General features: G+C 43.8%; 15 protein-coding genes. 3 read left to right on the plus strand and 12 right to left on the minus strand.

From position 1 onward, the window contains the following. Positions 1-7 precede the first annotated feature (7 nt). The 4 genes from PT964_RS23880 to PT964_RS23895 are packed head-to-tail and all read right to left on the minus strand — an operon-like array spanning position 8 to position 2,848. Positions 8-679: an isochorismatase family protein gene (locus PT964_RS23880; protein WP_274365874.1), complete on the minus strand. Its 672-nt coding sequence runs from the start codon at positions 677-679 to the stop codon at positions 8-10. 48 nt (positions 680-727) lie between these two features. Next, positions 728-1,426, minus strand: a complete 699-nt coding sequence (locus tag PT964_RS23885; RefSeq protein ID WP_274365875.1) for a nucleotidyltransferase domain-containing protein — start codon at positions 1,424-1,426, stop codon at positions 728-730. A gap of 37 nt (positions 1,427-1,463) precedes the next feature. Further along, on the minus strand, positions 1,464-2,228 hold the full coding sequence (locus PT964_RS23890; RefSeq protein WP_274365876.1) for a PEP/pyruvate-binding domain-containing protein: 765 nt from the start codon (positions 2,226-2,228) through the stop codon (positions 1,464-1,466). After that, positions 2,225-2,848, minus strand: a complete 624-nt coding sequence (locus tag PT964_RS23895) for a PEP-utilizing enzyme (protein WP_274365877.1) — start codon at positions 2,846-2,848, stop codon at positions 2,225-2,227. Before PT964_RS23895 ends, PT964_RS23890 begins: the two co-directional genes overlap by 4 nt. A 515-nt stretch (positions 2,849-3,363) precedes the next feature. On the opposite strand from PT964_RS23895, the gene PT964_RS23900 reads away from it, so the two are divergent. Further along, complete coding sequence (locus PT964_RS23900; protein WP_274365878.1) at positions 3,364-4,392, plus strand: glycoside hydrolase family 172 protein; 1,029 nt, start codon at positions 3,364-3,366, stop codon at positions 4,390-4,392. A gap of 64 nt (positions 4,393-4,456) precedes the next feature. Here PT964_RS23900 and PT964_RS23905 read toward each other — a convergent pair whose 3' ends face one another. The 6 genes from PT964_RS23905 to PT964_RS23930 form a co-directional block, all read right to left on the minus strand. Beyond that, positions 4,457-4,741: a hypothetical protein gene (locus tag PT964_RS23905; RefSeq protein WP_274365879.1), complete on the minus strand. Its 285-nt coding sequence runs from the start codon at positions 4,739-4,741 to the stop codon at positions 4,457-4,459. Next, positions 4,738-5,283: an RNA polymerase sigma factor gene (locus PT964_RS23910; RefSeq protein ID WP_274365880.1), complete on the minus strand. Its 546-nt coding sequence runs from the start codon at positions 5,281-5,283 to the stop codon at positions 4,738-4,740. The genes PT964_RS23905 and PT964_RS23910 overlap by 4 nt, the downstream gene beginning before the upstream one ends. Positions 5,284-5,296: 13 nt before the next feature. After that, complete coding sequence (locus tag PT964_RS23915; protein WP_274365881.1) at positions 5,297-5,998, minus strand: hypothetical protein; 702 nt, start codon at positions 5,996-5,998, stop codon at positions 5,297-5,299. Positions 5,999-6,021: 23 nt separating this feature from the next. Next, positions 6,022-6,576, minus strand: a complete 555-nt coding sequence (locus PT964_RS23920) for a serine hydrolase (protein ID WP_274365882.1) — start codon at positions 6,574-6,576, stop codon at positions 6,022-6,024. After that, positions 6,518-6,967: a GNAT family N-acetyltransferase gene (locus tag PT964_RS23925; protein ID WP_274365883.1), complete on the minus strand. Its 450-nt coding sequence runs from the start codon at positions 6,965-6,967 to the stop codon at positions 6,518-6,520. The genes PT964_RS23920 and PT964_RS23925 overlap by 59 nt, the downstream gene beginning before the upstream one ends. Positions 6,968-7,070: 103 nt before the next feature. Then, the gene (locus PT964_RS23930) at positions 7,071-7,601 is read right to left on the minus strand and encodes an NUDIX hydrolase (RefSeq protein WP_274365884.1); all 531 of its coding nucleotides are present in this window, start codon (positions 7,599-7,601) and stop codon (positions 7,071-7,073) included. A 312-nt stretch (positions 7,602-7,913) separates the two neighbouring features. On the opposite strand from PT964_RS23930, the gene PT964_RS23935 reads away from it, so the two are divergent. Next, the gene (locus PT964_RS23935; protein WP_274365885.1) at positions 7,914-8,720 is read left to right on the plus strand and encodes a phytanoyl-CoA dioxygenase family protein; all 807 of its coding nucleotides are present in this window, start codon (positions 7,914-7,916) and stop codon (positions 8,718-8,720) included. A gap of 125 nt (positions 8,721-8,845) precedes the next feature. Here PT964_RS23935 and PT964_RS23940 read toward each other — a convergent pair whose 3' ends face one another. Together PT964_RS23940 and PT964_RS23950 are read right to left on the minus strand one after the other, a co-directional pair. Then, positions 8,846-9,523 (minus strand): nucleotidyltransferase domain-containing protein, encoded by a 678-nt coding sequence (locus PT964_RS23940; protein ID WP_274365886.1) that lies wholly within the window; start codon positions 9,521-9,523, stop codon positions 8,846-8,848. A 1,098-nt stretch (positions 9,524-10,621) separates the two neighbouring features. Next, entirely contained in the window at positions 10,622-11,074 is a 453-nt protein-coding gene (locus PT964_RS23950; protein ID WP_274365887.1) for a VOC family protein, read from the minus strand. A gap of 301 nt (positions 11,075-11,375) precedes the next feature. On the opposite strand from PT964_RS23950, the gene PT964_RS23955 reads away from it, so the two are divergent. Continuing rightward, positions 11,376-12,359: a Gfo/Idh/MocA family protein gene (locus tag PT964_RS23955; protein ID WP_274365888.1), complete on the plus strand. Its 984-nt coding sequence runs from the start codon at positions 11,376-11,378 to the stop codon at positions 12,357-12,359. Positions 12,360-12,363: the final 4 nt, after the last annotated feature.

A 12,363-nucleotide genomic window follows, 5' to 3' on the forward strand; every position in this document is an offset into this window, starting at 1 on the left:
AAGTTATTTAGCAAAAAGTGTTCAAAAGTACTTGACGGTTACAAGAGGTCGAGGTATAGCCAATATCAGTTTCATAAATCCTTAAAAAGACAAACCTTAGCCATCCACCTTCCGGATTGTTGGTATCAATCGTATCGGGAAACTCATTCGAATCGGTACAATCTCTCAGCATGACCACACGATAATTATTATGCCGAGCAGCTAGACAGGTTTGGAATAAACATGATTTGAGATGAAATCCGACAGCAATTATCGTATCTATATTCCATGTCTTCAGATAATAATCGAGAACAGTACCATGGAATCCGTCTTTGTGCGATTTTGGGATAACTGCCTCTTCATCTAGTGGATGGATAGCCGGATTGAATTTAGGGGTTAATGGTTTCCAACTATTCTCAAGATAGTCTAATCCGTGGATTCTTGTAGTAACATCTTTATATCCACCAACACCATAAATTGCATTATATAGGTAAATCACTTTCAGACCTGAACTTCTTGCAACATGAAGTGCCGAATGGATCTGACTTTCTACAATTTGAGTGATTGCCGATGACTCATCGCAATCAACAAGCAGAAAAGCTGTAGTATCAGGATTAATATCAATACATAGATCGGGATTAGAATTGTACTTCCTTACCGGTAATTTCACTACCGGCTTTGAAACAGGAGTAGTGTTCATCAATAATCCTCCAGCTACTTTTACGTGTTCTGCTTAGGGCAATGACTTCTATGACTCCTTCATCCATCCTCCAACGGGCTCAAGAACATATAAACAAATATTTTTTATGTCGTCCTTCGAACCAAGTGAATCAATACAATTGGCGAGAAGATTCACCATTATTGAATCATGCGCCTTAAGTTCATCAAGTTGATATTTTGTTTTTACTGCCCACCAATTACGAAGAACAAAAAGAGACTCAACACACTTTTGCAATATTTCTATCGAGAGCCATTGGCGGTCCCGCTCCGTCTCCGCATCGCATAAGTCTTCCCATAATTTTGTTATGCGAACTCGTATTTTTCTAATCTCTTCAACTGAAGGCGCATTAGGTCCCTCATTATAAGAGGATACAGCTTTAGCCTTTAGCGTTTTCCACTGATCTGAGTCTCCATATAAACATATACCTGTAGCAAGCATGACAGTTATAGTAGCAATATTTGTACCATTCCGCTCATATTCCGTCACAACATGCTCATACCATGACCACGGGGCAATCATTAATTGAAATTCACGGCCTTGATAAAAAATGCTCTCTCGTTGAAACCCGAAAAATTGTCCGATATAACACAAATCAATGTCGCTATGGATTGAAGCCCTTCCCGTTGCAAAAGAGCCGCATAGGACAACCGTCTCCACATGTCCGCGTTGAACGATATCTTGTTCGAGAAAATTGTTTATCACGCTTTTAATATTGGCCGGAATCACTGTATATCCTCCCTGATGTGTATTCAAAGAAAGAACATTAACAAGTTATAGGTCTGCACTGGAGGAGATAAAGCATTCGCCGGTCGAATGCCCATTCGATATCGAGCCCACTGCCGAATATATCCTCGCAACAACCTGCTAATTGATGAAGCATCCGTAGTTCGTTTTCATTCAAGCAAAGCGTGCTTGCAGAAGGATCGGTTATATTCCCAGCCCTTTGTTCAAGAACTTGCCCTGCCCTGCTTAATCGAAAAAAGTCAGGTGTTACATGCCCCGATACGATCGACTCGCCAAGCCCCCAGCCGGCTTCAATGATGATTTCATCCGCTTTAGAGACAGGGTCTTGCGTAAAAAGAATCCCCGACACCGTTGCCGGTATCATTCGCTGAAGAATGACCGCCATCTTGGGTTCATCTGTAATCCCTAGCCTATCATTGTAAAGCTTCACTCTATTAGAAAAAGCCGATTCCCGGACAGAAACGATTGCTTCTTTAACCTCTGAAATCGAATCTCTGTTTAAGAATGTAACATATTGCCCTGCGTAGCTATTATGCCGACTATCTTCGCCGATCGCAGACGATCTGACCGCAATGGGACCTAGTTCGTTGAGAACCTGAGACAGCTCCGTGTCCAATGCGATTTCGCCCGATACATATTGATTCAGCAAAAAATTGGAAAGCACGTACCCTTTAGGTACGGGCAGCTTGTGTTGAAGGGCAACGTTTAATTGCGACGCTTTCCCGCCAAATGCAAACGAATTTATAGCATCCTCCAGAGGTACCAAATATCGATAGCGATTCATTGAATCACACCCAGTACGATTCCTGCGGTAGCGTCCAAACGAATGAGGTCGCCATCCTTGATATTTGTCGTTGCCGTTTGACAACCGACAACGCAAGGAATATTGAATTCTCTGGCTAATATCGCCGCATGGCAAACGACTCCGCCACGGTCTGTAACAATACCTGAAATCAGATGGGCCACCTCAACAAAATCGGGGGTTGTCATCGTTGTAACAAGAATATCCCCCTTTGTAATTTTATGAAAATGTTGTTTATCCAAAGCGATACAAGCCCGTCCTTGGGCACTTCCTCTGCAGGCGGTAGTACCGCTTACTAAAAATTTTTCTTCGTTATTTAGGCTGTTATCCGTCGGATGAACCTCTTGTCGTTCATCCAATAACGCACGAAGCTGCTTGCTCCAAGGATTCTCTTTGGCCCATTGTTCTCTCTTGATTCCTAGTTCTGATAACGTTTCCCACAAATGCATCTCAAAGACCGCTTGATCGAAACACATGATGAGGTCGAATGGGGACATTTCATCCAACCTTCGGAGGGCAATACTATATTTCCCCTTCGATGCGGGCATTCGGTTTGCAAAATACTCCAAACTTTCCCTAGTCGCGTCAATTGCTTCGCGCATTTGTAATTCATTCTCAGCTGTTCGGTCCTGCTGATACTTGTATATACATTGATAAGCTTTCCGTAAGTTAGGTTTGAACTTTTCAATTTGCTCGCCATAAGCGATTCTGATCTTGTTGAAGATAATCTCCCCTTTTACTTATTTGGAATATAAAAAAGACCATGGCATCATCAATCTCACCACGGTCTTGGCCGTTCACTGAAAACATGTTTGTTAATAACCACGTCACTCAGCAATTATTCGAACTAAAGACACCGATGCGGATGAATGAGATTGTAACTGTCGTATTCGATTATTGATCATAGTTTCAATGGTTACCATCGCACTCACCTCTCCTTATTTTGGTAATTAAAAGTTATCACAAGCAATATGTCCGGTCAACGATATTTCGTTAATTGTTCGAGTTCTTTCTTATGCCAAGAATGATAATCGAGTAGAAGGACTACTTATCCTATTTCACGAATAATGGTTATAAATGGATTAAGCTCTAAGAACGCGCAGAGGAGGAGAATCGGTTGAAACACGGTTACCCGCAGCATTTGGCCGAATTTCGGGATTCGGAAACCCGCCAAATGACGACCTTCAATCTAGCTAATAAGTCAAAGACGATCAGAATTCCCAGAGGAGAGAAGCTAACGATCGGTGAGGTTCACGGACAAGGCTGTATCACGCAGCTTTGGTTGACGTTCCCAGGATGGTTCTGGCAGCATTGGAATCCGAAAGCCCCGATCTCCCAAACCATTTTGAAGACGTTAATTTTGCGCATCTATTGGGATGGAGAGCCGCTGCCGGCTGTGCAAGCCCCGGTGGGAGACTTTTTTGGTAACGGCTTGTGCGAAATATCCAGCTTTACGTCCCAATATTTTGGTATGTCTAGCGGCGGCTTTTTTGCAAGGTTTCCTATGCCCTTCGTGAAAGGATTTCGGATTGAGCTGGAAAATAGGGACTCGTTAATCGACACGGATGTATTCTGCAACGTTCTCTACCAGCTGTCCGACGCTCCGCTGCCGAATGCAGGCTACTTCCACGCTCAATTTAACACGGGACGAAACAGCGGCCCGGAGCCGGTTATGATTCTGGAGGCGAGCGGAAGAGGGCATTTTGTGGGATGTTCTTTGTCGATGCAAGGGGAAGAGCAAACCTACTTGAGCTTTTTGGAAGCGCCCGAATATGTCTACATAGACGCAGATTGGGAAACGCCGAGAATTGTCGGAACCGGGCTAGAGGATTATTTCTTAGGCGGATGGTATTTCCGGGAAGGGGAATTCACAGGTCCCTTGCACGGCGTTCCTTCCAAGGATACATTGAACGCCAGTGTGGCTATGTATCGGCTTCATGAAGCGGATGCAATCAGCTTTAAGGAGCGCATTCGGTTTCAATTTGTAAATCCGTGGAGTCCGGATCGATTGAAGCCTTTTGCTTACTCATCGGTTGCCTTCTATTATTCGGATTCTCCGAGCGATACAAGAAGGGAGATTCCCTCAGTTGATGAGCTTCTTTGCTGGTACCGCGTAAAAAATACGGATCGATTAAGTGTGCCGTAATGATATGCAGAGCGAGGCTGCCCGGTCGGATCCTGCGGCAGCCTCGTAATTATCCAACTCGGAACTACCTGCTGCCAGTAAGCCGTCGATGTATCCGATCAGTCTGCAGTTGTAGTCTAATAGCCACCGCTTGATCGATTCTACGCTGAGAACGCGCAACGGCACGATCGATTCGTGTTGACATGAGCTCCAAACCAATTCGATACCCGGTTTCATCCTCGAATATCGATTTCTTGATCGACTGAGCTTCATGTTCCGTTAACTGAACGCTCTTTACCCAAGCTAAAAAATCGGGCCCCGGCAAATCTTCTACTGTATCTTTCCATTCTTCACTGAATTGATCAGTCATGGGTATGCTCCCTCCCCTTTAGCTTGTTCCAGCTCTTGCCGCAGCAGCTTGCGTGCCATACTGAGCCGATATCTAACGGTTCCCGCCGGTAAATCGAGCAACTCGCCGATCTCCATACTGTTCATTTCTCCGATGAAATGCAGCATTAATACTTGGTGAAGATCCTCGGGCAGCCGCCGAATGGCTTGCTCTACATCTTGGATTCTCTCCTTTGACTCGAAGATGTCCGCGGCTGATCGCGATACTGCTTTGTTGCTGGCTGCATTCGATCTTATTCTTTCCTGCATCCTGTTCTGTGTAGAACGTCTTCGATAGAAATCGATGACCAAGTTTTTTGCAATCCGATAGATCCAGTACCGGGATTCAACAAGCCCCAAATTAATGCCGACATGGATTTGATTCCATATTCGCAGATAGGCTTCCTGAAGCAAATCTTTGGCTGTCTCGCGATGACTGACGTGTGTCATAATATAGGCAAAGATTATGCGGTGATATTGACTGTAAAGTTGATTGAAGAATGCCTCCCTCTGCGAGTCATTCACGGGACGCAGCCTCCTAGGCCTGCACAGCGCGAATTTCACCATACTTCAGTGCTGTAAGTGCAAGTAGAAGCGAAGCCTGTTTTCTGTCCGCCGTTTGAACGTTACCCCATAAATACAATTCGGTCACTTTCTCTTGCAGCAACTCCGGTGTAACATCAGCCTCGATGATAAAATCACCCCTTAGGAACAATGTGACGGGCTTCTTCAAGTAAGAGAAAAAATCGTGATCGAATCGATCCTGTCCTGTGAATATTTTCGGCTCACTTTCGTAAAAGTATAGCTCGCCGCACATCTGTGAGATTGAAGAAGTAAGAAGATGTTCACACTCCTTCGGGGCAAAAATTTCACCGATGAGGATCAAAGATTTGTAACCGACCTTCTGAAAAGGAGATGTAATCATTAGAACTCCGGTGACAAGAAGAGTCTCGTCAGGGTCTCCACTCGCGTTCTCAAGAAAATCGCCTCGGAGCTTTACATCTCCAGTTAGAAGCTTTACTTTCAAATCTGAAGGTATGGTAACAATACTTCCAACATGGTGCATCGGTATACTGTTGATACTGCCATCAAGCTGATCCGAAACCAAAATCGTACCGACATGTGAGATTTCCGTTACATTGTGAAGCTCCTCAACAGACCGCAGATGGCGTAGATCTAATAGACCAAGATGCGTGATTTTCCCCTGCTTGATCATGTTTTCGGTTTCAATTTCACTCATTGCCCTCATCCTCTCGAATGGTTTCACTCTACAAAACGCAGCAAAGCGTTGAGTGTTGGGATATCAACGAGATAATTTATTTCAACTTCATTTCTGCTCAATAAACAGAACGAGGCTACCTTTATTGTCTGCGGTAACCTCGTGAAGTGATCAATCTCATATTCAGTTATATGTTTTGAGCGATAATAGTGCCAATCAGTACCTGATGGGAACATTCTCTTCAAAGGACCGTGCAAGCCGTGTGTATGTGTTAACAAATTACGAATCGTCGTACCGGCAATTACGTAATCGCTCAGGTTATCCAGGTAATCGGAAACAGAATCATTGAGACTTTTTATACTCCCTTCAAAGAGGGCAAGACTTATAACGAACCCTAAATACGTCTTTCGGATTGATCCGATATTAAATTGTGACTTTGCATCCACTATCCGACTATGTCCCGAGTGCTCATGTCTTCCAGAGTACCATTCGCTAACGATAACGTCATTTTGAATAATCAATACAGATGCTGCCGAATACTTATACTCCCTCCCTTCGATACATTTGTACGTACCACATCTTGAAGCCGTGTCGCTCATAGAACCCAACAATCCTTTGCCAATCCAAATTTGATGAACCGACGAGGGCATGAGCCACACCATTCGACTCAGCTTCAATAATGATTCTATCAACCAATTTATGACCGACTCCATCATCCCTAAAATCTGGATGGACGTATACTTCGTTAATCTCTAAAAATAAAGCGTTCAATGGAAATATAGGATATTGGGACGATTGAATTGCACCATGAGTATACCCGATTACCCTACCCTGCTTTTCCGCAATCCAAAAATAATCCCCTAAACGCTTAGAGATTTTTTCAATATTAGACGCCGGGTAAGCGAATGTAACGGCTTCTTCCGCCCATAACTTAGACAATTCAGCTATTTGAGATACGTCTTCCAAGGTGCATTTCCGTATTGTTACCATCATTTACCCTCCAACGATTCGGATTCAAGTATTTCACACTCATGCCACGATTAGCGCAGCAAAAGCTGCCGATTCAAGAACAATCGGCAGCCTTGCATAGAGACTAGTTAGCTTGAGAGAAATATAATACTTCTGTGGCTTTTTTTATGATAATTATATCCCGCAGCAACATAAATTTAGTGGAATAATCCTCACAATATTTAGCTGAACGATTCATCAACTCAACTGCTTCGTCTAGTTTCATCCACTTAACAGTCATGCCCAGTTGTATTTCTTCTTCCGTGAGCATTGCAGGGCCAGCGTTATTCCGTGCTTTCGCTACATAGCAGTAAGATAACTGAAAATAATCATTTCTTTTCTTGTGCTCCTCAATATACCCTAACTCATGAATTAAATCAGCTTCATACCCTGTCTCTTCCTTGATTTCACGCAAAAATGCATCCACCCTATTTTCGCCTTCATCTACCCCTCCGCCGGGCAACTTGTAAAGGTTGAGGTTGGACATATACATCATGGCAACATTCAAATCGTCATCAATTAACACACCTCTTGATGCATATCGGGAAACCGTCTCTATGAAACTAGGAAAATCACCATTAATGTCATGATCCGTTATTCTTTTTATCAATTGCATAAAGACACCTCTTCAATAAGAACAGTAGTTTTAACTTTCAGCGTTAATTCTTGGTAATTGTCCTAGGGTTTCGACCGAACAAGTTTTTATATATTCGTCATCATTATCCGGATTACCTTTTTTTGTAACTAACACTTCGCAAATCTGCCCGTTAACACAGCAAAGCCGGTGCTCTTATTCGCCTTTTTCTTGCTCGATATTTTCGAAAAATTTACCTTCTCATAGCTGTAATGATTCGATATAATGGAAATTCAAGAAAACTAATCATCAAGTTTTAGGCGGGATAATGTGAGAGTTAGTGCAGAGGAGATAGTGTCTGGAAAGCTTAAGCCGGAAACGATTGATCTAGCTGTTCAGCTCATTCGTGTGAATGGCTATGTATTAATTGAAGAAGTGCTGCCGCGCACCCAGATCGAGCAACTGAATCGAAGCATGGAACACCAACTTGACAAATTTATGATCAAAAATAATTTCAGTCTTGAAGAAGGCTTTCATGACGGTACGAACCATATTGGCATGGATTTGCCGTTCGAGCCGCCGTTCTGCGATGAATCGATCATTGCGCATCCGTTCGTTACTGCAATTGTCGATGAAATTGTGGGCGACGATTGTGTAATGGAACTTTTTGCTTCCAACACTTCAATGCCGAAAGGAAAGGCAAAACAGGTGGTTCATGCTGATATGGCTCCTCGTTTTGATACGAGCTGCTATACAAATTTGCCGATAACGAAGCTTGTTGTCAACTTCCCACTCGTCGATGTGACAGATGAAAACGGCCCAATGGAAGTATGGCCTGGCGGCACACATTTGCATCCTGACAGATGGTACAGCTCGAAGGTCGTGAACAAGTCGAAGCTTGCACAGCATATGCATTCGTTTAAAGCCTACATGCCCGCCGGCTCCATTATGATTCGCGACGACCGGATGTGGCATCGCGGCACACCGAACCGTTCGGATAAGCCAAGAACGAATATCGCGCTTATCTATGCGGCGTCATCCATTGCCCATCAACAAGGCAGGATCCAAATTCCACAAGAGACCTATGACAGCCTTTCGGAACGGGGGAAGCAGTTGCTTCGCAAGGAAAAGATCGGCTTTCCGGTGGCAGTTAACTATTAATTCGAAATAGCAGCGAACGAAAGTATAACCAATTCCAGCCCCTGCCGCCAGGTGGGGGCTATGTAAGCAGCAAGTAATACAAAATAAGCGACGGAACGGCTCCATCGCTGTGTTCTCGTATCCGTTTAAAACTGCTCAAGTCTTTGAAGCCATAGATGTTCCTTTTCGAATTCCTTTTCAAGGGATTCCCTTAACCATTGTTTTTGCTCTTCATTAAGAGACGGTAACGTTAAATCGAAGTCTTGATAATGATCAGATATATCGGGGCTGTATTCTAAATATCTTGATTTATAAAAAAGTACAATTTCAGGAGCTAAATACGGTATTCCTGCGTTTGATGTTAGTAAGGCTTTATGGAGCTCTCTCTTAAGATTTGCATTTCCTGGCGGCAAGTAGAAATATTCATTATCCCTCTGATTGAAAAGAAATTCGATGTAGGTAAAATTCTTTTGCTCCTTCTTTTCTAAACCAAATCTGTACCTGTCATCCCCGATCGAGTCTAATGTGCAGCGATTTTCATTTGATGTAAAACAAAATAAATTTCGCTTTTCAATAGGTTGCTGTTTATTATATAATTCGTGGATTATGCCTCCGCCACAAGCTTCAAATACCCTCCAACCTCCTGCAGCTAACATAAAATCGATTATTGAACTTCTATCTTCCCAAAACACGGCAATATCCAAGTCTTTATGAATTCTTGTTTGCTTACCAAGAAACACATCGATTGCCCCTCCACCGCATACATACCAATCAAAACCATGATCGGCTAGAAAGGCACGGGCATCTAAAATGAGTGGCTCCAATTAACAACAACTCCCCCTGACAAATCTGACAGTACATTTAAATTTTACAATATATGGCTTATGAGATGTAAAAAATAATCATTTTTAATTGCGTTATCCTTCTTCTATGGAGAATCACCTTGCTCTTAAATACTTCCTTTTCTTAGAATTAGACCAATCAATGGAATGATATTGTATTTAAGTAAATATATGTAATTATCGGAGTGCGAAAAAGTCTCCACCTTGACCACTTGCTGTAAAAAGTGGCTATTGAGGTAAAGTATGGTCGCAACTATAGATCTCCACTTACCAAGGAGCCTTTTTATTTCTCAAACCTCATATTTCTTCATAATAGGAATGCTGCTCGTTTAGCGAAGCGAGGCTGCCGATGCTCGGCAGCCTCGTGTTATCGAAATTTTTTTATTAACGGACGAACCTTTCGGATTCGTTATCGGTTCGCATATTCCATGTTCGCTGTCTCCAACATGGATTTCCAGTTCGAGAAGGTGGTTTTTCTATCCACATGCCGATCAAATAGTTCGTCAGGAATGATATTAACATCTTCAAGAGTCTTGACTTGAAAGTTTCCGTTCTCAACAAACTCGTCGAAACTCTTGAAACCGGAATACTTAATCATAAATGTTTCATTGAACAATTCTTGGATAGCGATATGATCCGGATTTTCATTATTTGCTTTTTGGCCTTGTAAATCCTTTAGTAATTCGTCAAATGACATTGGTTTATGTCTTCTCAAATAAACACTCCTCNCGGAATACTTAATCATAAATGTTTCATTGAACAATTCTTGGATAGCGATATGATCCGGATTTTCATTATTTGCTTTTTGGCCTTGTAAATCCTTTAGTAATTCGTCAAATGACATTGGTTTATGTCTTCTCAAATAAACACTCCTCAAAATATAATTTCTTCTCATTATACACCATAACGTTCTCCATCTATGCCTTTTCATCTTTCCTGTCAATCAACAAGCGATGCCTTCTACATGCATGTTGTACAATAAGCACGGTTCTGGAGAAGGCAATTTAGGCTGAAGGTTCTAGCAATGGCCCTTTATGTTCATCTATCGTACCAGTTAGTTGAGTCCCTTTAAGACGTCTCTTATTTATTTCCGAGTTGCTCCGCCAAACCGATCAGAAGTCCTTCATTTCCACGAATGTAACAGAGCCGATACGAGTCCTCGTACTGAACCACTTCGCCAACGAGCTGAGCACCGTACTTAGTGAGTCTGGATACCATTTCGTCAATGTCTTCAACGGTGAACATGACGCGCAGATAACCAAGGGCATTTACAGGAGCAGTTCGGTGATCTGATATAGCAGGTGGGGTTAGAAATCGCGAAAGTTCAATTCGGCTGTGGCCATCTGGGGTAACCATCATTGCAATCTCTACACTCTGTGAACCCAGCCCGGTTACGCGACCAGCCCATTCACCTTCGACAATAGCCCGCCCTTCGAGCTTCAAGCCAATCTCCTCGAAGAAAGAGATTGCGTCATCAAGAGATTCTACAACGATGCCAACATTGTCCATTCTTAGTAATTTGTTTTTTGCCATAGTTTTATCTCCTTATTTGTACAAATTATTACCTGATCATCTTCATATTTATTCTATCAAGAATTACTTTTAGTTCATACAGCACGAGTTCGGCCAGTTCGGATTGATCGCGCCTTATTTCATGGAACAATACGCGGAACAGTGAGTCCGCGGCCGAATCAGGGAAATCTCCTCCACGCCAATCCAAATTTCCGGAGGAACGCGTCCAATTGATGATAGCCTCTTCGATGGGGGCATGGTAAATTATACATGACGCCGAGCTTTGTGGTTCGGCAGATCACGTGAAGAACGGAGTGAGCTCATGAAATCAGTGATCGGATGGGGTTTTATCGGGGCAGGGGGAATTACGGGGAGGGTCATGAACGACTTCAAGGAGATGAAGGATGCTAAATTAGCCGCGGTGTTTTCCCGCACGGGCGCCAATGCGGAGCGGTTGGCGCTCCCCCACGGGGCAAAGGCATACACCGATTGCGAAACGATGATCCGGGATCCAGAAGTGGATGCGATCTATGTCGCCACGCCTCACCATCTTCACATGGAACATGCTTGTTTGGCTTTGGAATTAGGCAAGCCGGTGTTATGCGAGAAACCGATGGCCCCGAACGCTGCGCAAGTTCGAACGATGGTCGGGAAGGCGAGAGAGACCGGAACGTATCTAATGGAAGCGATGTGGACACGATTTTTCCCGGTGACGCGCAGGGTCATCCAGTGGGTTTCGGACGGCGCCATAGGAGATGTGCATTATTTGACGGCGGATTTCGGATTTTCGGCCGCAGAGAACCCGCAATCGCGTCTGTTCAATCCACATGCTGCCGGAGGCAGCCTGCTCGATGTCGGCGTTTATGCGGTCTCCTACGCCTCGATGATTTTCGGAACCAAGCCCGTCGAGGTGCTCAGCCGTTCCCGCTCCGCTTCTACCGGAGTAGACGCCCGAATGGCATGTTTGCTGGAATATGAAAATGGACAGATGGCTTCACTCTACTCTTCTATCTCAAGCTCGACCCCTCAAGAGGTTCGCATCATCGGAAGCAAAGGACATATTGAGATTCCGCGGTTCTGGTCCCCTAAAGAAGCAAGATTGTACATAGGTAACCGGCTTGAGGATGAATGCATGGATGATCGGATCGGGGAAGGATTCGGATACGAATTTTCGGCCGTACATGAGGACCTGCGTGCAGGCAGGAAGGAAAACGCCTGGATGACGCTTGACGAATCGATCGCGATCGCCGAGACGCTGGATCGAATCAGAGCCCAATGGGGGCTTATTTATCCGTTCGAGGCGTGAACTG

Origin of the sequence: Paenibacillus thermotolerans (genome assembly GCF_028745515.1) — a bacterium.
Lineage (GTDB): Bacteria > Bacillota > Bacilli > Paenibacillales > YIM-B00363 > Paenibacillus_AE > Paenibacillus_AE thermotolerans.

What these genes read in the sequence shown, in the direction of transcription:
- PT964_RS23880 (WP_274365874.1), bottom strand. Translation starts at nt 679, where the DNA reads ATGAACACTACTCCTGTTTCAAAGCCGGTAGTGAAATTACCGGTAAGG.
- PT964_RS23890 (WP_274365876.1), bottom strand. Translation starts at nt 2,228, where the DNA reads ATGAATCGCTATCGATATTTGGTACCTCTGGAGGATGCTATAAATTCG.
- PT964_RS23895 (WP_274365877.1), bottom strand. Translation starts at nt 2,848, where the DNA reads ATGCGCGAAGCAATTGACGCGACTAGGGAAAGTTTGGAGTATTTTGCA.
- PT964_RS23905 (WP_274365879.1), bottom strand. Translation starts at nt 4,741, where the DNA reads ATGACTGATCAATTCAGTGAAGAATGGAAAGATACAGTAGAAGATTTG.
- PT964_RS23915 (WP_274365881.1), bottom strand. Translation starts at nt 5,998, where the DNA reads ATGAGTGAAATTGAAACCGAAAACATGATCAAGCAGGGGAAAATCACG.
- PT964_RS23920 (WP_274365882.1), bottom strand. Translation starts at nt 6,576, where the DNA reads ATGAGCGACACGGCTTCAAGATGTGGTACGTACAAATGTATCGAAGGG.
- PT964_RS23925 (WP_274365883.1), bottom strand. Translation starts at nt 6,967, where the DNA reads ATGGTAACAATACGGAAATGCACCTTGGAAGACGTATCTCAAATAGCT.
- PT964_RS23930 (WP_274365884.1), bottom strand. Translation starts at nt 7,601, where the DNA reads ATGCAATTGATAAAAAGAATAACGGATCATGACATTAATGGTGATTTT.
- PT964_RS23950 (WP_274365887.1), bottom strand. Translation starts at nt 11,074, where the DNA reads ATGGCAAAAAACAAATTACTAAGAATGGACAATGTTGGCATCGTTGTA.
- PT964_RS23955 (WP_274365888.1), top strand. Translation starts at nt 11,376, where the DNA reads ATGAAATCAGTGATCGGATGGGGTTTTATCGGGGCAGGGGGAATTACG.